The organism is Bacillus sp. FSL K6-6038, assembly GCF_038050455.1.
Classification (GTDB): Bacteria; Bacillota; Bacilli; order Bacillales; family Bacillaceae_G; genus Bacillus_A; species Bacillus_A pseudomycoides.
The window spans coordinates 4,489,265-4,507,841 of the sequence record NZ_JBBOUH010000001.1; the positions used below are offsets into that span (position 1 = coordinate 4,489,265).

General features: G+C 37.6%; 21 protein-coding genes, 1 pseudogene and 1 other annotated feature. Of the genes and pseudogenes, 9 read left to right on the forward strand and 13 right to left on the reverse strand.

Annotated elements, in window-relative coordinates; genetic code table 11:
- Window positions 1–171: 171 nt before the first annotated feature.
- A complete protein-coding gene (locus tag NSQ40_RS23600; protein ID WP_003201160.1) occupies window positions 172–1,002 on the reverse strand; it encodes a LysR family transcriptional regulator in 831 nt (276 codons plus the stop codon).
- 141 nt (window positions 1,003–1,143) lie between these two features.
- Here NSQ40_RS23600 and NSQ40_RS23605 point away from each other — a divergent pair, with 141 nt between their 5' ends.
- Window positions 1,144–2,088 (forward strand): DMT family transporter, encoded by a 945-nt coding sequence (locus NSQ40_RS23605; RefSeq protein WP_098158891.1) that lies wholly within the window; start codon window positions 1,144–1,146, stop codon window positions 2,086–2,088.
- 46 nt (window positions 2,089–2,134) lie between these two features.
- Here NSQ40_RS23605 and refZ read toward each other — a convergent pair whose 3' ends face one another.
- Window positions 2,135–2,773 carry a forespore capture DNA-binding protein RefZ gene (gene refZ / locus NSQ40_RS23610; RefSeq protein ID WP_018764506.1) on the reverse strand — a complete coding sequence of 213 codons (639 nt, stop codon included), beginning with the start codon at window positions 2,771–2,773 and terminating at the stop codon, window positions 2,135–2,137.
- A gap of 149 nt (window positions 2,774–2,922) precedes the next feature.
- Here refZ and NSQ40_RS23615 point away from each other — a divergent pair, with 149 nt between their 5' ends.
- Entirely contained in the window at window positions 2,923–3,402 is a 480-nt protein-coding gene (locus tag NSQ40_RS23615) for a GAF domain-containing protein (protein WP_003208691.1), read from the forward strand.
- 42 nt (window positions 3,403–3,444) lie between these two features.
- On the opposite strand, the gene megL is transcribed toward NSQ40_RS23615, so the two are convergent.
- The gene (gene megL / locus NSQ40_RS23620) at window positions 3,445–4,635 is read right to left on the reverse strand and encodes a methionine gamma-lyase (RefSeq protein WP_098158890.1); all 1,191 of its coding nucleotides are present in this window, start codon (window positions 4,633–4,635) and stop codon (window positions 3,445–3,447) included.
- A gap of 352 nt (window positions 4,636–4,987) precedes the next feature.
- On the opposite strand from megL, the gene rpsD reads away from it, so the two are divergent.
- Window positions 4,988–5,590: a 30S ribosomal protein S4 gene (gene rpsD, locus NSQ40_RS23625; protein ID WP_003201150.1), complete on the forward strand. Its 603-nt coding sequence runs from the start codon at window positions 4,988–4,990 to the stop codon at window positions 5,588–5,590.
- Between the two features lie 128 nt (window positions 5,591–5,718).
- Here rpsD and NSQ40_RS23630 read toward each other — a convergent pair whose 3' ends face one another.
- From NSQ40_RS23630 to acsA, 7 genes are all read right to left on the reverse strand, one after another.
- Entirely contained in the window at window positions 5,719–5,847 is a 129-nt protein-coding gene (locus NSQ40_RS23630; protein ID WP_003201148.1) for a hypothetical protein, read from the reverse strand.
- A gap of 144 nt (window positions 5,848–5,991) precedes the next feature.
- On the reverse strand, window positions 5,992–7,248 hold the full coding sequence (tyrS, locus tag NSQ40_RS23635; RefSeq protein WP_098158889.1) for a tyrosine--tRNA ligase: 1,257 nt from the start codon (window positions 7,246–7,248) through the stop codon (window positions 5,992–5,994).
- 67 nt (window positions 7,249–7,315) lie between these two features.
- Window positions 7,316–7,541, reverse strand: a binding site (T-box leader).
- A 77-nt stretch (window positions 7,542–7,618) separates the two neighbouring features.
- The gene (locus NSQ40_RS23640) at window positions 7,619–7,864 is read right to left on the reverse strand and encodes a hypothetical protein (RefSeq protein WP_098158888.1); all 246 of its coding nucleotides are present in this window, start codon (window positions 7,862–7,864) and stop codon (window positions 7,619–7,621) included.
- A complete protein-coding gene (locus NSQ40_RS23645; protein ID WP_098158887.1) occupies window positions 7,845–8,390 on the reverse strand; it encodes an RNA polymerase sigma factor in 546 nt (181 codons plus the stop codon). Before NSQ40_RS23645 ends, NSQ40_RS23640 begins: the two co-directional genes overlap by 20 nt.
- Complete coding sequence (locus NSQ40_RS23650) at window positions 8,371–8,826, reverse strand: hypothetical protein (RefSeq protein ID WP_098158886.1); 456 nt, start codon at window positions 8,824–8,826, stop codon at window positions 8,371–8,373. Before NSQ40_RS23650 ends, NSQ40_RS23645 begins: the two co-directional genes overlap by 20 nt.
- 66 nt (window positions 8,827–8,892) lie before the next feature.
- Window positions 8,893–9,450, reverse strand: a complete 558-nt coding sequence (locus NSQ40_RS23655; protein WP_098158885.1) for a maltose acetyltransferase domain-containing protein — start codon at window positions 9,448–9,450, stop codon at window positions 8,893–8,895.
- 100 nt (window positions 9,451–9,550) lie between these two features.
- Window positions 9,551–11,269 (reverse strand): acetate--CoA ligase, encoded by a 1,719-nt coding sequence (gene acsA, locus NSQ40_RS23660; protein ID WP_003201133.1) that lies wholly within the window; start codon window positions 11,267–11,269, stop codon window positions 9,551–9,553.
- A gap of 180 nt (window positions 11,270–11,449) precedes the next feature.
- On the opposite strand from acsA, the gene NSQ40_RS23665 reads away from it, so the two are divergent.
- Genes NSQ40_RS23665 through NSQ40_RS23680 form a run of 4 tightly spaced genes read left to right on the forward strand, consistent with a single transcriptional unit; the run spans window position 11,450 to window position 14,817 of the window.
- The gene (locus NSQ40_RS23665; protein WP_018764512.1) at window positions 11,450–12,082 is read left to right on the forward strand and encodes a GNAT family N-acetyltransferase; all 633 of its coding nucleotides are present in this window, start codon (window positions 11,450–11,452) and stop codon (window positions 12,080–12,082) included.
- A 17-nt stretch (window positions 12,083–12,099) separates the two neighbouring features.
- Window positions 12,100–12,744 (forward strand): acetoin utilization AcuB family protein, encoded by a 645-nt coding sequence (locus NSQ40_RS23670; protein ID WP_003201129.1) that lies wholly within the window; start codon window positions 12,100–12,102, stop codon window positions 12,742–12,744.
- Window positions 12,741–13,907, forward strand: coding sequence for an acetoin utilization protein AcuC (locus NSQ40_RS23675; RefSeq protein ID WP_080547253.1), 1,167 nt, complete (start codon window positions 12,741–12,743; stop codon window positions 13,905–13,907). The genes NSQ40_RS23670 and NSQ40_RS23675 overlap by 4 nt, the downstream gene beginning before the upstream one ends.
- Before the next feature lie 52 nt (window positions 13,908–13,959).
- Complete coding sequence (locus tag NSQ40_RS23680) at window positions 13,960–14,817, forward strand: alpha/beta fold hydrolase (RefSeq protein ID WP_003201125.1); 858 nt, start codon at window positions 13,960–13,962, stop codon at window positions 14,815–14,817.
- Between the two features lie 5 nt (window positions 14,818–14,822).
- On the opposite strand, the pseudogene NSQ40_RS29545 reads toward NSQ40_RS23680, so the two are convergent.
- Window positions 14,823–14,930: pseudogene (locus NSQ40_RS29545) on the reverse strand (DNA-binding response regulator); the annotation flags it as partial.
- 132 nt (window positions 14,931–15,062) lie between these two features.
- Here NSQ40_RS29545 and NSQ40_RS23685 point away from each other — a divergent pair.
- Together NSQ40_RS23685 and mscL are read left to right on the forward strand one after the other, a co-directional pair.
- On the forward strand, window positions 15,063–15,989 hold the full coding sequence (locus NSQ40_RS23685) for a Gfo/Idh/MocA family protein (RefSeq protein ID WP_018782789.1): 927 nt from the start codon (window positions 15,063–15,065) through the stop codon (window positions 15,987–15,989).
- A gap of 156 nt (window positions 15,990–16,145) precedes the next feature.
- Window positions 16,146–16,544 carry a large conductance mechanosensitive channel protein MscL gene (gene mscL, locus NSQ40_RS23690; protein ID WP_003201122.1) on the forward strand — a complete coding sequence of 133 codons (399 nt, stop codon included), beginning with the start codon at window positions 16,146–16,148 and terminating at the stop codon, window positions 16,542–16,544.
- A gap of 47 nt (window positions 16,545–16,591) precedes the next feature.
- Here mscL and NSQ40_RS23695 read toward each other — a convergent pair whose 3' ends face one another.
- Together NSQ40_RS23695 and ccpA are read right to left on the reverse strand one after the other, a co-directional pair.
- Complete coding sequence (locus NSQ40_RS23695; protein WP_016116657.1) at window positions 16,592–16,864, reverse strand: DUF3917 domain-containing protein; 273 nt, start codon at window positions 16,862–16,864, stop codon at window positions 16,592–16,594.
- Window positions 16,865–17,540: 676 nt separating this feature from the next.
- The gene (gene ccpA, locus NSQ40_RS23700) at window positions 17,541–18,539 is read right to left on the reverse strand and encodes a catabolite control protein A (RefSeq protein WP_003201117.1); all 999 of its coding nucleotides are present in this window, start codon (window positions 18,537–18,539) and stop codon (window positions 17,541–17,543) included.
- Between the last annotated feature and the right edge of the window lie 38 nt (window positions 18,540–18,577).

Consider the following 18,577-nt stretch of genomic DNA (forward strand, 5'->3'; position numbering starts at 1 on the left):
AAGGGAAATCCCCTATATTTAACAACTAACAATGTACTAATCATACCATGTAATGACGTGTTTTTGACCTAGTTTTTTTTAAAATTTCTTGTTTCTTTTGTTGCGTTTGTAATATTCCTTCTAAAAATTTCTCGATTTTCTTTTTCCATACTCCGCTGCATTTATAAACATTTACTGGAAAGACTGTAATAAAGATACACCTTCTCTATGGGATATAAAATAAACCACTCTCGTTAACGTTGGCTCCACATGTATAATACGAATCCCATCTTGCACTGCCTGCTCCACTGCAATTTTTGGCAACAACGTAATACCCAGGCCAGCCCGAACCATCGCAAGCATCGGCTCAGCGTAGGATGTTTCTACGGCGATAGTAGGCGTAACACCTATCCCTTTGAACATTGTCATAATCATTTTTCTAATATCGCAAATTTCCGGATAAATAATAAGTTTTTCATGCTGCAAATCTTTTATTTGAATCGTATGTTCATCTTTATAGGCATGTTCATCCGAAACAACACAAACAATATTTTCTCTTCTTACTTCTTTTACAAGCTTTGCTCCTTCCACGATTGAATCAACTAACATTGCGTCAATCTTTCGCTCCCGAAATAATTCCATTAGCACTTTCGTATGTTCAATTTGCCATTCTACTTCATATATTTGTTCTAATGTACCTCTGCATTTTGATATGTAATGAGCAGCTAAACTCGGCAATACCCCAATTGAAATCTTTTTCTTCTCTTGATACTCTTTCAACTCTCCTTTCACATCATTTATTTGTTCTATAATTGGCTCAATCCGTTTTATAAATAGCTCCCCAGCCTCTGTTAATTCCACTCCTTGTGCAGACCGTTTTAATAACTTGACTCCTAAGTCCGCCTCTAATCTTTGAATTTGTTTACTGAGGGCTGGCTGCGAAATATGCAGAAGTTTACTCGCTTTCGATAAACTTCTTGTATGTTTCACCTCAATAAACGATTGTACTGCTTCAAAATCCATATGATACACACCTCTAACCAAAAGTTATAACCGCTATAAAAAATCAATATTTCCTATCCATAGAAAGCGAGCGCTATACTCATCTCATGCTTATTTTTATGAACTTACTATAATATCGGAATAAAAAGGAGAAAGATACTCGTGAGTAAAAAACAAATGCTACTTGGGTCCCTTTTATGCTTACTTGCCGTAACAGCTTGGGGATTTATGTTTCCTGTTATGGCCAGCGCTCTGCAGTTTATAGATCCATTCTTTTTCACAACAATCCGCTATGGATCCGCAGCTATTACTTTTACTGTTCTTCTCTTCATGATTGAAGGAAAAGTCGCTTTTCACTTAGAAAAACAAGCTCTCCATTTGTTATTTTATGGTACAGTCGGTTTTGCCGGATACGGATTTCTTGTTTTCTATGGACAGCAATTAGCAGGACCTTCAGGGGCTATTCATGCAGCCATGATTCAATCTCTTATGCCGCTGCTTGCTTTACTATTACAATGGATCTTAAAAAATAAAAAACCACAAAACTATACATTTCTTTGTATGCTTTGTGCACTTATCGGTGTTATGCTTGTCATTTCAAAAGGTAATATTCACCTATTATTTGGAGCCGCTAGTCATGTCTCCACAAATCTATTTATGTTATGCGGCGTGATGTGTTGGGTCATTTATACAAATGGTGGTTCCCGTTTTCAAAATTGGTCACCGCTTCGATATACAGCACTTACTTGCTTATTCGGATCCATTTCACTCGTCCTTATTGTGGCTTTGCTAACGTATACAAACTTGATTTCTGTACCGCCTCTCCATACAATCGTCACAGTTCGCTTTGAGCTATTTTATATGTCGATTATCGCAGGAGTTATCGCCGTCTTTTGTTGGAATATGGGCAATCGATATATTTCATCCATTAACGGTATTTTATTTATGAATTTAGTTCCTGTACTGGCACTTATCGGATCGATTTTTCGAGGCTATAAAATTGAAGAAATTGAAGTAATTGGAGCGATGATTACCATTATCGCTTTACTATGCAACAACTTATGGCAACGAAAGCAAGAGCGTATCCAAGAAGAAATCACTTCTTGAAAAACACGCCAAAAAATATCCCCACCTAAAATATGGCGGGGGTATTTTACATATGGACTGCTCTCGGTAACGGATAATACATATGCGTTAAACATAATATTTGTTCCATCCATTGCTCTACTTCTTTCGTATACATTTCCAAAAAGAATGTTTCTGATGGAAACGAATGCAGTACCTCCGATATATATTGTGGATATAAATACGGCATGTTTATCATGCCCTTTAATTGCGTCATAAACATTGTAAAAGACACCTTTTGAAACTCTTGCTGCACTTGCCCCTGCTTAATGATTTGCTCTATATAATATCTTTCTTTAGAAAAATAAACAGTCATCACTTCCCGGATCAACGTTGTATCAATTGAAAGCTCTCGGTAAAAAAAACGAGTAAGTTCCCTATGCTCAAACTGATAGCGTAAAATTCCTCGTACAATTTGATTCATCACTTCTTTAGCTGGCAAATACTCTCTTTGTTCAAATGACCTTTCAATTACCTCCACATATCCTTCTAAAAAATCAGTTATAAGCTGTTCTAATAAACCTTGCTTTCCAGCAAAATAATATGAAATATTAGCCACATTCACATCCGCCCGCTTTGCAATATCTCGCACCGATGTTCCATCGTACCCTTTCGTATAAAACAATGAAATTGCCGCATCAATTACCTTTTGTTTCGTCTGCTTCATGCGCTCACTTCCTCTCACCCTGAACAGCTATAATGTAAATTTCTTGACTTTTAAGACAAATTCCTTTAATTTTCTATCGACAAAGTCATATGAAATACAGCGTATTTTGCTATGATTTTACATTTCTCGATAGAAAGGGTGCCGTTTCCATGTTTACAAAAGAAGGTTATGCAGGATCACGTGAGCAGCAATATGAAACAGTAATCAAACAACTTAATGCATTGTTAACAGGTGAATCAAATGTGGTCGCAAATTTAGCAAATGCTTCTGCTCTTTTAAACCAATTTTTAGAGCGTATTAACTGGGTTGGCTTTTATGTGACAGAAGGAAATCAACTTGTACTCGGGCCATTTCAAGGAATGCCTGCGTGCGTTCGTATTCCATTTGGACGCGGTGTTTGCGGCGTAGCAGCTGAAACAAAAACAACGCAACTTGTTGCAGATGTTCATCAATTTCCAGGGCATATCGCTTGTGACAGCGCTTCTAATTCCGAAATTGTTGTACCGATTATAAAAGAAGGCACCGTCATCGGTGTACTCGATATTGATAGTCCTGAAAAAAATCGTTTCGATGAAGTGGATCAGCACTACTTAGAGAAGTTTGTGGAAACGCTCCTAAAACATATGTAAAAGATGCGAGCCATCTATTTAGTAAATCGATGGCTCATTTTTTCATTCCCCATTCACATGAGAAAATGCATTCGATTGCTTCTGGAACGCGTACGCTAAATCCGAGACAATATCCTCCCATGATTCTAATCCAACAGATAAGCGTATTAAATTATCAGAAATGCCCATTTCATGGCGTACTGCCGCTGGAATGACAGCGTGCGTCATCGTTGCTGGATGTTGCACTAACGTCTCTGTGTCACCAAGACTCACCGCAATTGTAATAAATTGCAATTCATTCATGAATGCCTGTGCTTCTTCTTTTCCACCTTTAATCGTAAATGAAATCACACCGCCTCCGCGCTTCATTTGAGACAATGCTATTTCTCCTTCTGGATACCAAACTGCCTCAACACTTTCGTGATTTTTCAAAAAGGCCACGACTTTTTCCGCATTATCACAGTGCCGGTCCATTCGTACAGCTAACGTCTTTAAACCACGCAGCAAAAGCCATGCATCAAAAGGCGCCATAATTCCGCCAATATCTTTTCGAATCGGCCGAATTTGTTCAGTTAGCTCCTTCGTTTTACAAACCGTCACACCAGCAACAACATCACCGTGACCGCCAATATATTTTGTAGCACTATGAAGAACAACATCACAGCCGAGTGTAAGAGGCGTTTGTAAATAAGGCGAGCAAAATGTATTATCGACAATGACAAGCAGTTCATTTTGTTTTGCCACTTTAATAACCTTTTCTAAATCGATGAGCTTCATTGTCGGATTAATGGGCGTTTCAACAAATATCAACTTTGTATTTGGACGCATACTTGCCTGAATCTCTTCTTCCGTTTCCATATCACATAATGAATGTGTAATCATAAACTTCTCTTCTAACACTTCTAAAAAACCGTACGTACATCCATACAAACCGTTTGAGCAAATGATATGATCTCCAGCACGTAAAAATGCGAGAAGTGTCGCCGAAATTGCGGCCATTCCAGAACCGAACGCTAACGCCGATTCTCCTCCTTCTAAAACAGCCATACGCTCCTCAAACAATTCCACAGTCGGATTTCCAAGTCTTGAATAAATGTAAGATGGGTCCTGCCCAGCGAAACTTGCTTCTCCTTGCTGCGCTGTTTCAAATGTATACGTTGAAGTTTGAAATAGCGGTGGCGTTAAACTCCCTTTATGCATCTTGGAATCATACCCGTGATGAATCAGCGCTGTTTCTACCTGTTTCTTTTTCATACAAACATCCCCCTTATGTTTCTATTTTATGTAAGCGTTTTCTATCTGTTGCTATCCTTTCTTTCATGTTGTTTTAAATTCCTTCTTGTAATTTCCAAACTTTACATGTATAAAACAAAATACGAACTCACTTGACGAAATAAGATTCAAAAGATATAATAGCGTTTGTGTAAAATAAAAAGGCAGCCTTGTGATGTGAGTTTATCGTTTGTATTTTGTTCCTCACGTTTGAGGTGTATCTCGTAACTCCCTGCTGCTGGAGCGAAGGTACATGAAAACAAAATGCGCATAAATGTCGATTACGTCTGTTTTTATTTTACGAAAATAAAAACACTTAAAGGAGGAGTCAACTATGGCTCGTTATACAGGTCCAGCTTGGAAACTGTCTCGTCGTCTTGGAATCTCTCTAAGCGGCACAGGTAAAGAATTAGAAAAACGCCCTTACGCACCAGGTCCTCACGGTCCAAACCAACGTAAGAAACTTTCAGAATACGGTTTACAATTACAAGAGAAACAAAAACTTCGTCACATGTACGGCATGACTGAGCGTCAATTCCGTCGCACATTTGATCAAGCAGGTAAAATGCCAGGTAAACACGGCGAAAACTTCATGATCCTTCTTGAAGCTCGTCTTGACAACCTAGTTTACCGCATGGGCTTAGCTCGCACTCGTCGTGCAGCTCGCCAATTAGTAAACCACGGTCACATCATGGTTGATGGTGCTCGCGTAGACATCCCATCTTACCGTGTAAAACCTGGTCAAACTATCAGCGTTCGCGAAAAATCTAACAACCTTGTTGTTGTTAAAGAAGCGATCGAAGTTAACAACTTCGTACCAGAATACTTAACTTTCGATGCTGATAAATTAGAAGCTACTTTCACTCGCTTACCAGAGCGCGCTGAATTAGCTGCTGAAATCAACGAAGCGTTAATCGTAGAGTTCTACTCTCGTTAATGACGAAAAGCCGATCCTTTGGATCGGCTTTTTTCGTTCTTATAGCACTTATTAAAAAAGGATGATAACGAAAGCGAACGCTATCTTTATCATCCTTTTTTAACTTACCCTTATATATAAAATAAAGTTTATTTATCTTCTTGTTTCTCCACATACACATAAGCATCTTTAGGATTTTTATGTACATCACTTTGTGTATTCTCCGCAAGCTGACCAGCATTTAGCAAAGAAAAGATGATGAGCGCTTCTAGTGACATTTTCTTTTACCACTCCTTTCTTTTATCTTATACATATATCATACTCCTCACTTGTGATTTCCGTATGAACATAGAAAGAAGATTAAAACAAAAAGGCTTTGAGGAGTATGTCTCCCCAAAGCCTTTTTTATAAACCTGTATTGATTAGTAACGAATTAAGAAATATTTCTTTTTACCGCGGCGGATAATTGTAAATTCACCTTCAATGCGGTCTTTTTCTGTTACAACATAATCTAATGCTTGTGTACGCTCACCGTTTACGTAAATTGCACCATTTGTTACATCTTCACGCGCTTGGCGTTTTGATGGTGAAATTTTGCTTTCAACAAGCAAGTCGATTAATACTGTATCTTCTGCACTGCGTTCTACAGATGGTACATCTTTGAAACCTTGCTCAATTTCGTTTGCAGTTAGTTCAGCTACAGAACCGCTAAATAATGCTGCAGAAATTTTAATTGCTTGCTCTAATGCTTCAGCGCCATGAACAAGTTTTGTCATTTCAGAAGCTAGTGCTTTTTGTGCTGCACGTTTTTCTGGCGCTTCAGATACTTGTTTTTCTAACTCAAGAATTTCTTCATGAGATAAGAATGTGAAGTATTTTAAGTATTTTACAACATCGCGGTCGTCTGTATTGATCCAGAATTGGTAGAACTCGTAAGGAGTTGTTTTCTCTGGATCTAACCAAATTGCGCCGCCTTCTGTTTTACCAAACTTCGTACCATCAGATTTCGTAACAAGCGGAATTGTTAAACCGAATGCTTTCGCATCTTCTTCTGATTTACGAATTAATTCAAGACCAGCTGTAATGTTACCCCATTGGTCACTACCACCAATTTGCAGGCGGCAACCTTGTTGTTGGTATAGATTTAAGAAGTCGTATGATTGTAAAATCATGTAACTAAATTCAGTAAATGAAATACCAGTCTCTAAACGAGATGCTACTGTATCTTTTGCTAACATATAGTTTAAACCGAAGTTTTTACCGATGTCGCGTAAGAATGTAATTACATCTAAGTTACCAAGCCAATCATAGTTATTAGCCATCGTTGCTGGATTTTCTACATTTTCAAACTCTAAGAAGTTTGAAAGCTGATTTTTAATACTTTCCGTGTAGTAAGCAACTGTATCTTTCGTATTTAATGTACGCTCTGCTTTTTTACCACTTGGGTCACCGATCATACCAGTACCGCCACCTACAAGTGCGATTGGTTGATGACCAGCTAGTTGGAAACGACGTAACATTAATACTGGTAACATATGACCAATGTGCAAGCTATCTGCTGTCGGATCAAAACCACAGTATAATTTAACGCTTTCTTTTTCTAATAATTGTTGTAAACCTTCAGCATCTGTTTGCTGATTAATTAGTCCGCGAAATTCAAGATCTTGTAAAATACCCATATCCTACATACTCTCCTTTAAATTAATCGAGCGCGAAATTTGAAAACATAAAAAAATCGCCCCTCAAATAAGGGACGATTTTGATTATCGCGTTACCACCCTAGTTGCAGGCAAAAGCCTACCACCTCATTCACATAACGGCTCAGCACCGTCTTTTCCCTTTTGAATACGATTCAATCGAAAAAAGATGCTCTAGGGGCGTAATTCGCGATCATCTATGTGCTGATTTTCACCGACCATCAGCTCTCTAAAACAGGGAAATGATCACTACTTCTCCCTTTCCACGCTCAATTATTTATATACTTTTCTTTATACCATCATTTATATAGGCATGTCAAATAGAGCTGGAAGTTTCTCGATATTCCATTCCTTACAGACTCGCGATGAATATCGTAATCAAAGAAAGAATCGGAACACTAGCTAATAACGATACATGAAACACAATTGATAAATCATTTCCAATCGTTGCTTCCACAGGATCTTTTGCTGGAGAAGCCAGAAAACGTAAAAAACGATCTCCCATATTAACTTTTTGCAGAAAATCAGGAATTTCCACATGATCGCTATCTAAATGCTGTTTCAATCTATATTCCTTATCAAAGGGATTTTCGTTCAATTTCATCCACCTCCAGCAATTGTTTCAATTTCTTAATGCCGTTATGAAGCCTAGATTTCACCGTTCCTACAGGAATATTAAGCACCTCTGCAATTTCCTTTTGCGGCATATCATGATAATAAGAAAGAATAAGGACAGCCCGCTGATCTCGAGGAACTTTCAAAATTGCCTCTCTTACGGTGAGCCGGTCTTCTTGTGAAAACTCCTTCTCCTGAATCGGTACTAAAAACGGTAAAAGAGAGCGCCACTTTTTTCTTCGATTCAATTTATTAATCATAAGGCGATAACCGATTTGAAACAAATACGTTTTAATTTTCCCCTTTTCAATCTCATACATATGCTTCTTACGTTCTAACATTAAAAAAGTATCTTGAACGAGATCTATACTCAATTGCTCATCACGGTTAAATCGATACAAAAATTTATATAGCGCTGGTTTGATCAAAACATATAGTTTTTCTCCAGCCTGCTTATCTCCATTTTGATACGCAAGCATGAGCTCTTCCTCAATCCCAATCTGCGCCATGTTTTTTAATCTCCTTTATTCCTTTTAGCGTTAAAGAGATTCGGCTAACTAAATAAATACTTGCGACTAATGTCCAAACCTGCGCTTGATTCGTAAAAAACTGTACATATGGATTTTGAATTGTTAATCTGCTTAAAACTAAAAAATTAAGCACCTGTACACATAGACAAGCATATGCCGCAATACAGGCAGAGATTGTATCAAATACATTCCAGCGAAAGTAAACTTTTGTTTTTGTAAAATCAATTTTATTCCCCTTTTTTCTCACAATATATTTCTTATCAAAAGGAATAATGATAGAAAACATAACAATCATAATAATTCCGGCTGTAATCATTGAAACCTTAAATCCAATCGCCATAGGCAATAACATACCACAAGAAAATACGACTATAATTCCTATTAAGGCAAAAATAAGCATCCATTTATTAAACATATAAAGGCCTCCCTCGTCTATTGTTTCATAAATGTATACAGATGAGGGAGGCACTTGGTTCAAGGCTTAATTTATTTTTTTTATTATTTTCGCAGGATTTCCACCAACCACAACGTTATCAGGTACATCCTTCGTTACAACTGCACCCGAAGCAATAACAGCATTATCACCAATCGTCACACCCGGATTAATAATGGCTCTCCCGCCAATCCAAACGTTATCCCCAATTGTTACTGACTTCCCAAACTCGGCACCACTTATGCGCTCGACCCAGTCAAGTGGATGTGTTGCTGTATAAATGTGGACACCTGGAGCGAGCATACAGTTCTCACCAATTGTGACAGGACATACATCTAAAATGATGCAATCAAAGTTCGCGTAAAAGTTTTCTCCAACATGAATGTTGTAGCCATAATCACATTTAAAAGAAGATTCAATATGAATGTTGTCACCTGTTGATCCAAATAATTCTTTTACAATTAAACTACGCTCTTCATATTTTGTTTCCGGTGTTTCATTTAATTTTCTTGTTAATATACGAGCATGCTCCCTACCTTCTACTAACACTGGATCAGCAGGTACATACATTTCCCCTTGTATCATTTTTTCTTTTTCTGTTTTCATGATAGCATCCCCTTCAACACGTATATATAAGTTGTTCATCCTTTATGATAGCACAAAAAAAGAAAAGCCTGAACGAAATATACGTTCAGACCTTTCTTTCTTAATCTTCCATTGTTGATAAGTCACCTGTTGGTAAGTTTAGCTCCCACGCTTTTAACACGCGTCGCATAATTTTACCACTTCTCGTTTTCGGTAGTTTATCTCGGAACTCAATTTGTCTTGGCGCTGCATGAGCTGCAAGTCCTTTTTTCACAAATTGACGAATCTCTTCTTTTAATTCATCAGATGCTTCATAACCTGCGCGCAGTGCGATAAACGCTTTAATAATCTCACCGCGCACTGGATCTGGAATACCGATTACACCAGCTTCTGCTACCGCAGAGTGTTCAATTAATTTACTTTCTACTTCAAATGGACCAACGCGCTCACCAGAAGTCATAATGACATCATCAATACGCCCTTGGAACCAGAAATATCCATCTTCATCCATATAAGCAGAGTCACCTGATACATACCAATCTCCCGGCATAAAGTAAGACTCATATTTTTGCGGATTGTTCCAAACTGCGCGCATCATCGATGGCCAGCCCTTAGCAATCGCTAAGTTCCCCATTGTATATGGCGGTACTTCATTCCCTTCATTATCAACAATCGCTGCTTTCACACCTGGAATCGGTTTCCCCATTGATCCTGGGCGAATTTCCATACAAGGATAATTACAAATCACTTGCGCACCTGTTTCTGTCATCCACCATGTATCATGAATTCGAAGACCAAATGCGTTCATTCCCCAGCGAATTACTTCTGGGTTTAATGGTTCACCAACACTTAGTACGTGACGGAGTGCTGATAAATCGTATTTCTTAATCGCTTCTTCGCCAGCTCCCATTAACATGCGGAATGCTGTTGGCGCACTATACCAAACTGTTACACCGTAATCTTGCAACGCTTCGTACCATGCCTCTGGACTAAAACGTCCCCCTAAAACGACATTTGATCCACCTACTAACCACGGCGCAAAAATCCCGTAAGCAGTTCCTGTTACCCAGCCTGGGTCAGCTGTGCACCAGTATACATCGTCTTCTTTTAAATCAAGCACCCATTTTGCCGTTTGATAATGCTGCACCATTGCATTCTGTGCGTGAAGAACACCTTTTGGCTTCCCTGTAGAACCGGATGTATAATGAAGAATTAATCCATCCTCACGGTCTAACCATTCGATTTGAAGTTTGTTAGAAGCTTGTTCAAATAATGGATTAAACGCAACAAGTTTTCCGCCTTCTTCTGCATTCTCTCCAACAAGAAAGACTGTTTTTAACGCTGGTAAATCATTAAGCGGGACACGCTCTAACAATTCAGGCGTTGTAATTAACACTTTCGCTTCGCTATCTTCTAAACGATCGCGCACCGCTCCTTCCATAAATGCTTCAAATAACGGACCAACAATTGCTCCTAATTTCACTGCACCAAGAAGTGCGAAATATAATTCTGGTGAACGCGGCATGAAAATAAAAACGCGATCTCCTTTTTCTACATCACCATAGTTTTTCAGGACATTTCCCGCTTTGTTGGAGAACTCCTTCATTTCTTTAAATGTATATTTCTCTTTGCGTGATCCATTTTGATAATAAAGTGCCACTTTATTTTTCCGATCAGATTTCGCATGTTTATCAATTGCCTCATATGCCATATTTACTCGCCCTGTTTCATACCAAGAAAAGTTTTTATTAACCTCTTCCCAGTTGAAACCTGCATATGTTTCTTCATAATTCAACAAATTATTTTCTCCTTTAATAACTGGAAGCGTTTCTACTTTCATACTTTACATCTCCCTCCTATGTATTCTATTATCTATTATAATAACATTATTTAAAATTTTCAGTATTTTTGTTGATTTTTAGACAAATTTTTACTGACAAAATTCGATTCACATCGCATATATTATAAAGTACGATAATATATAGTAGATTCACAAACCCTCAAGGTGGTGAGCAAAACATTGATTCATAAAAAAATATATAATGCAAGAAACTTAAAAACAACGCGAGGAACCTTAATCATTGAAGGTCCTGTATCTACCCATAATCTTGAAATGTATGAATTTCATCCAGACTTAGTTGCCTTTCGTCCCGCTGATCAACAATATAAAGCGATTGTCGAAATTTCTAAATTACCAGAAGCTCGTCTCATTATCGCAAGACATGACCAAACAATTGTCGGATATGTTACATATTTATATCCTGATCCGCTAGAACGATGGTCAGAAGGAAACATGGAAAACTTAATTGAACTCGGAGCAATTGAAGTCATTCCCGCATTTCGCGGATGCTCGGTTGGAAAAAATCTATTAGAGGTTTCGATGATGGATGATCATATGGAAGATTATATTATATTAACGACTGAATATTATTGGCACTGGGATTTAAAACAAACTGGTTTAAATGTTTGGGAATACCGTAAAGTAATGGAAAAGATGATGAATGCCGGCGGACTAGAATGGATGGCAACAGATGATCCAGAAATTTGTTCCCACCCAGCTAACTGTTTAATGGTTCGTATCGGCAACCGCGTCGATACAAATTCCATCCAAGATTTTGACCGTTTACGCTTTAAAAATCGTTTTATGTATTAAGAAAGGGGACATATGGAATGATTGTAGAAGAAATTATGAATCATGATGTAATCGCACTGCACCCAGATGACACAATCGAAACCGCAATTCGAACAATACGTACAAAGGGCATTCGTCACATTCCAATTGTTGGTCATAACAACAACGTAGTCGGTATCATTTCTGACCGCGATGTACGTGATGCAAGTCCTTCAATTCTCGATGAACAAGTTTCAATGGATATGCTTAAACAACCGATTCAGTTAATTATGAAACAGCCAGTAATGACGTGTCATCCTCTCGATTTTGTTGAGGAAATTGCGACGTTATTTTTTGAAAATAAAATTGGCTGTCTTCCTGTTACAAAGGGCGGAAAGCTTGTTGGAATCATATCAGAATCCACAGTATTACATACACTCGTCAAACTTACAGGTGCCCATCAGCCAAGTTCACAAATTGAAATTCAAGTAAAAAATGAACCTGGTATTCTCGGAAAGGTAGTTGCTATTTTTAGTGATTTACATATTAATATTGTGAGCGTTCTCGTCTATCCAGCAAGAGATGAGAATGATAAAGTACTCGTTTTCCGCATTCAAACGATGAATCCTCTAAGAGTGATCGAAACATTAGAGCAAAAAGGTTATCATGTCTTATGGCCAAACATAATGGGGATGCAGGCATGAAGAGTGCCTTCATTTATTCAGATGATTTTCGGGGCTATTCCTTTAGCCCTGAACATCCCTTTAATCAGCTTCGTGTTACACTCACCTACGATTTACTAGAAAAGAGTGGGCTGATTCACCCTTCTCAAGTCATTCCACCGCGAATGGCAACAGATGAGGAGATTGCTTTCATTCATACAGAGGAATACATAAATGCGGTAAAACGTGCTGGAGAAGGAAAATTAGAAAGATCAATCGCCATGTCATACGGTCTTGGAACAGAAGATACACCGATGTTTCCAAATATGCATGAAGCGAGCGCATTACTTGTTGGCGGTACATTAACAGCTGTAGATGCCGTTCTTTCAGGTCAAGTAAAGCATGCATTAAATTTAGGTGGTGGCCTGCACCACGGATTTCGCGGCAAAGCATCTGGTTTTTGCATTTATAACGATAGCTCGATTGCTATAAAATATATGCAAAAAAAATATGGATTGCGTGTTTTATACATTGACACAGATGCCCATCATGGTGATGGTGTACAATGGTCCTTTTATGATGACCCTAACGTCTGCACCATCTCACTACATGAAACTGGGCGCTATTTATTTCCTGGAACCGGCGCTGTAAACGAGCGCGGTCAAGGTATTGGCTATAGTTATTCTTTTAACGTTCCACTCGATGCCTTTACAGAAGACGAATCTTTTTTACAATCTTATCGTACCGTGGTAAAAGAAGTCGCAGCTTACTTTAAACCGGATATCATTTTAACGCAAAACGGAGCCGATGCACATTATTACGATCCTCTTACTCACCTTTGTGCAACGATGCAAATTTATCGTGAAATTCCAAAGCTTGCTCATGAAATCGCCAATGAATACTGCGACGGACGCTGGATCGCCGTTGGTGGTGGCGGCTATGATATATGGCGCGTCGTTCCAAGAGCATGGGCACTCATTTGGCTCGAAATGAACAATATCCAAAACATCTCAGGTTATCTCCCCCCAGAATGGATTGAAGCTTGGAAAGGACAAGCACCTATTGAACTTCCCATCACATGGGAAGACCCTAACAACATGTATAGCCCTATCCCTCGAAAGCCAGAAATTGAAGAAAAAAATGCATTAACAGTGGCAAAATCCCTTGAAATTATTCGGAATAATACGAAAAAGGCTTTATATTAAATGATAAGAATAGGGGACTTTCTCCTATTCTTTTTTATGAAAGGTGATATTTATGTGGGAACAAAAACTCTTACATACAAAGCGTGGTACTTTTGAAGTATTTATAAAAGGCAGCGGTGACCCACTATGCGTTACACATCATTACTCCGAGTTTAACGAATCTGGTGATTATTTTGCTGAAATCTTTACTTCTACTCACCAAGTATTTCTTATTAATTTAAGAAATGCTGGTCATTCTGCGAAAGCTACAACGGAACATGAATTAAGTATGAGCGAAACAATTGAAGATTTAGAAGCAATAAAAGAATCACTGCACCTTTCAGCGTGGCATTTCGCTGGTCATTCTACAGGTGGTATGCTTGGTCTTCTGTATGCAATTACCTATCCTATCTCCTTGCAATCCTTAGTTGTTGTCGGTGCCGCTGCTAGTAACTATACAGAAACAACAGATTGTATTTATCATCCAAGCCATCCACAATTTCAATATATGCAAGATGTCATCGAAGAATTGAAACTCCCTAATCTTACTCCAAAAGAGCGAAGTGTATTATCATCTGAACGAACAAAATTATCTTTATATGAGCCAGAACGCTATAAAACATACTTCTCGAAACCGATTTATAAAACAATGGCTGTAAGTCGGATGAACGCTTTCGCTAACGAATACCCACAATTCGACTTAAGAGATCAGCTTTCATCTATTACAGCAAAAACATTAATCATTTGTGGAAATCATGACGTTCAGTGTCCAGTGCAATATTCTATCGAGATGCACAAAGGTATACCTGGTTCTATCTTTATTCCGTTTGAACATAGCAACCATTATCCTTTTTTAGAAGAAAGCGATCATTTTTCGTCTATTATTAAAACTTTCTATAAACCATTACAGCATGAAAGCAGCAAGTACTAAATCACTTGCTTCTTGATCATATTTCCAGATAATCGTTCATAACGAGCGATATGTGCTTTTACTCTTGCAACTCATTCACTTGAACTGAACGGCTTTGTAATATAATCATCCGAAGTGCTTGCAGTAAAAGAGTACTTCGGGTATATCAAAACTTTAATCTTTGTTTCCTTCTAATACATATGCTACAGTATAGTTGCTATACAACTATACAACTTATAAAAATCCATAGCAGGGTGGGAAAACATATGAATAAACCTCGGATTGGTATGATAGGACTAGGCAACATTGCTCAAAAAGCTTATCTTCCAACACTTACAAAGGAAATAGATTGGACATTTGTGGGAGCGTTTACACCAAACGCTGAAAAACGCAAACAAATCTGTAAGCAATATCGTATTCAAGACTTCTCTAATTTACAAACTCTCGCTTCAGAATGTGACGCAATATTTGTCCATAGTTCCACTGCAACACATTATGAAATCGTTTCCGAACTTCTTCAAAAAGGAATCGATGTTTACGTTGATAAACCATTAGCTGCCACTGTCGAACAGGCTGAAAAATTAGTAGAGCTAAGCGAAAAACATAACCGAAAACTTATGGTTGGCTTCAATCGTCGCTTCGTTCCAATGTACGTTGCTGCAAAAGAACAAGCAAATGATATTTCATGGATTCGTATTGAAAAACATCGCACAAACAAAGTTGGTCCATATACATATGACTTCACAATGCTTGATGATTATTTACACATCGTCGATACAGCACGCTGGTTAGCTGATGATGATCTTCGTGTTGTTCATAATATGATACAAACTAACGAAAAAAACGAACTCTTTTATGGTCATCATACGTATACAAGCACAAATGGCACATTACTCTCTACTGCTATGCATCGCCATGCCGGAACAAATTTAGAACAAATCGAACTTGTGACAACAGGGAAAATCATTCGTGTAAAAAACATGAACCTACTAGAGATTGAACAAGATAATCGCATTACACAAAGCGGTTCCCCTTCATGGGAAACAACATTAAAACAACGCGGATTTGAGGATGCTGTGCAGCATTTCATCGATTGTGTACAAGGGGATACAAAGCCACTAGTTGATGGAGTAGAAGGATTAAAATCCCAACAAATGCTAGAATCATTATTACAATCTATCGAAAAAAAATAAATCACATAATTTGGATTTTATAGAAGGAAACGGATACACTTTTCAGAATTTACTTTCACTCCCATTTTCCCTTTATTTCTATCACAAACTTCTATAGAATATGTTGATAGGAATTATAAATTTCATACTGAGTCGTGGAAAGGATGGGAATTATAAATGTGGAACGAGTTTAAAAAGTTCGCCCTAAAAGGGAATGTTATTGATTTAGCTATCGGGGTTGTAATCGGAGCTGCTTTCGGAAAAATTGTAAGTTCTTTAGTAAAAGATATTATCACACCATTAATCGGTATGTTAATGGGTGGTATCGACTTTACAGGTTTGAAAATTACATTTGGTAAAACAGCTATTATGTATGGTAACTTCATCCAAACTATCTTTGACTTCTTAATCATCGCAGGTGCTATCTTTGCATTTATTAAAGTTTTCAACAAACTAACATTCAAAAAAGAAGAAGAAAAAGTAGAAGAAATTCCAGAACCAACAAAAGAAGAAGTACTTCTTGGCGAAATTCGCGACTTATTGAAACAACAAAATACTTCAAAAGACAACGCATAATTGAACGGATAAAAAGCATGCCCATATAGGACATGCTTTTTTATATCTTATAGCGTTTCCGAATTCATATGAATGAACAAAATAATACCGGCAACCACTAATATCATAATAGAACCTGCAAATAATGTAATTGCAACAAATACGAAGCTTGTGCTCAAATTCACTGAAATACTTTCAATAAAAATAGAAGTTACATACGTGATAAGGGCAATTCCTGCAAGAATACTTCCTGGAACAAAGCGCTTTAGACCATTTTGTTTTAACGTCATATATGCAAAAACAGTAGTCATACAAAGCGTAATCATCCAAAGAACGATCATCTTTTCTTCCCCCCTCACAAACCTTTTCTTTCTATTATACATGACATTTCGTAATTGTAGGAAATTTTACCGGTGAATGCCCCCTCCCTACCACACGGACTATGTCCTGCAAGTGCTTGAGGTAGGGGATGAATGTTGGAGTACTGTTAAACAGAGTATGCTAGAGGGAAGGAGATATAGAGAATTATCATACTTTACAAATTGATGATTTGTTAACAGGATTCAAAATAACTGCGCAAATGTGTATAGATAATAATCTGCGTAATACAGATGAACTATGGGCGTTTATTGAAAATAATTAAGATCATAATCCATGTTATTCTTTTTTATTCGTACAACTAAGAAGAATCAGTTGCTTTGAGAAATAGAAAAGTGCAGAATTATGAAAATTCCTTCTCATAACTCTGCACTCTCCTCTATCTTTAAAACAATTCATGTAAACGAATGACACGCGAAAAATAAGGCAATATATCTTGATTATGTGTAACAACTACTATTGTTTTTCCTTTTTCATTCAATTGTTTCAAATACTCTAGTATTACTTTTTCATTTTCAACATCTAAGCTAGCCGTAGGTTCATCTGCTAGTATTAAATCCCTTTCTTAATGAAAGAAATTACATCTTATATCATTAGAACAAAAAAAACTCACAGGATTCCCTGTGAGTTTTCCTATTCTTACTTCGTTGAATCTCTAAATTGAATACGGTGAGGTAAGATAACTGTATGATCTTCTACGTTTTCTTTGTTCATGTATTTTGTAAGTAGACGCATTGCTACTGCACCGATGTCATACATTGGTTGTACAACTGTTGAAAGCTGCGGGCGTACCATTAATGCAAGGCGTGTGTTGTCAAAACCAAGTACTTCTACGTTTTCTGGTACATTTAATCCTGCATCTTGTGCTGCATGAATTACACCTAGTGCCATTTCATCTGAAGATACAAAGATTGCTGTTGGTTTTTGATCAAGTTCCCAAAGCTTTTCAAATGCTTCTAGACCTGAGTCGTATGTGTAATCTCCGTCGATTACAAGATTTTCATCATAAGCGATACCAGCTTCTTCTAAAGCTTTTTTATAACCTTGTAATTTCTTTGCGCTTCCCGCTTTATCAATGTAAGGGCCTGATACAAAACCAATACGTTTATGCCCCTGTGCTAAGAAATGCTTCATTGCATCATAAGCTGCTTGTGTATAATCGATATTTACTGATGATGTTTCATTGTTCTCATCAAATGATGCTGCTAAAACGATTGGTACTGGAGACTTTTTAAACTCTTCTACATGAGCATCTGTAATATCTTCACCCATGAATACAATACCGTCCACTTGTTTACCAAGCATTGTATTTAATAAATGGAACTCTTTTTCTTTATTTTGGTCAGAGTTACTTAAAATGATGTTATATTTGTACATTGTTGCGATATCTTCGATTCCACGTGCAAGTTCTGCATAAAACGTATTAGAGATATCTGGAATAATAACACCTACTGTTGTTGTTTTCTTACTTGCTAGTCCACGTGCTACCGCATTTGGGCGATATCCTAAACGATCAATTGCTTCTAATACTTTCTTTCTTGTTGTAGGCTTTACATTTGGATTACCGTTTACAACACGTGATACGGTTGCCATCGAAACATTCGCTTCGCGCGCTACATCATAGATTGTTACGTTCATCTCTTCGCACACTCCTTCTATATTATGTTATCTATCTT

What these genes read in the sequence shown, in the direction of transcription:
- refZ (WP_018764506.1), bottom strand. Translation starts at nt 2,773, where the DNA reads ATGAAGCAGACGAAACAAAAGGTAATTGATGCGGCAATTTCATTGTTT.
- mscL (WP_003201122.1), top strand. Translation starts at nt 16,146, where the DNA reads ATGTGGAACGAGTTTAAAAAGTTCGCCCTAAAAGGGAATGTTATTGAT.
- NSQ40_RS23695 (WP_016116657.1), bottom strand. Translation starts at nt 16,864, where the DNA reads ATGATCGTTCTTTGGATGATTACGCTTTGTATGACTACTGTTTTTGCA.
- NSQ40_RS23675 (WP_080547253.1), top strand. Translation starts at nt 12,741, where the DNA reads ATGAAGAGTGCCTTCATTTATTCAGATGATTTTCGGGGCTATTCCTTT.
- NSQ40_RS23655 (WP_098158885.1), bottom strand. Translation starts at nt 9,450, where the DNA reads ATGAAAACAGAAAAAGAAAAAATGATACAAGGGGAAATGTATGTACCT.
- ccpA (WP_003201117.1), bottom strand. Translation starts at nt 18,539, where the DNA reads ATGAACGTAACAATCTATGATGTAGCGCGCGAAGCGAATGTTTCGATG.
- NSQ40_RS23685 (WP_018782789.1), top strand. Translation starts at nt 15,063, where the DNA reads ATGAATAAACCTCGGATTGGTATGATAGGACTAGGCAACATTGCTCAA.
- megL (WP_098158890.1), bottom strand. Translation starts at nt 4,635, where the DNA reads ATGAAAAAGAAACAGGTAGAAACAGCGCTGATTCATCACGGGTATGAT.
- tyrS (WP_098158889.1), bottom strand. Translation starts at nt 7,248, where the DNA reads ATGGGTATTTTACAAGATCTTGAATTTCGCGGACTAATTAATCAGCAA.
- NSQ40_RS23680 (WP_003201125.1), top strand. Translation starts at nt 13,960, where the DNA reads ATGTGGGAACAAAAACTCTTACATACAAAGCGTGGTACTTTTGAAGTA.
- NSQ40_RS23615 (WP_003208691.1), top strand. Translation starts at nt 2,923, where the DNA reads ATGTTTACAAAAGAAGGTTATGCAGGATCACGTGAGCAGCAATATGAA.
- rpsD (WP_003201150.1), top strand. Translation starts at nt 4,988, where the DNA reads ATGGCTCGTTATACAGGTCCAGCTTGGAAACTGTCTCGTCGTCTTGGA.
- NSQ40_RS23650 (WP_098158886.1), bottom strand. Translation starts at nt 8,826, where the DNA reads ATGTTTAATAAATGGATGCTTATTTTTGCCTTAATAGGAATTATAGTC.
- NSQ40_RS23600 (WP_003201160.1), bottom strand. Translation starts at nt 1,002, where the DNA reads ATGGATTTTGAAGCAGTACAATCGTTTATTGAGGTGAAACATACAAGA.
- NSQ40_RS23670 (WP_003201129.1), top strand. Translation starts at nt 12,100, where the DNA reads ATGATTGTAGAAGAAATTATGAATCATGATGTAATCGCACTGCACCCA.
- acsA (WP_003201133.1), bottom strand. Translation starts at nt 11,269, where the DNA reads ATGAAAGTAGAAACGCTTCCAGTTATTAAAGGAGAAAATAATTTGTTG.
- NSQ40_RS23645 (WP_098158887.1), bottom strand. Translation starts at nt 8,390, where the DNA reads ATGGCGCAGATTGGGATTGAGGAAGAGCTCATGCTTGCGTATCAAAAT.
- NSQ40_RS23630 (WP_003201148.1), bottom strand. Translation starts at nt 5,847, where the DNA reads ATGTCACTAGAAGCGCTCATCATCTTTTCTTTGCTAAATGCTGGTCAG.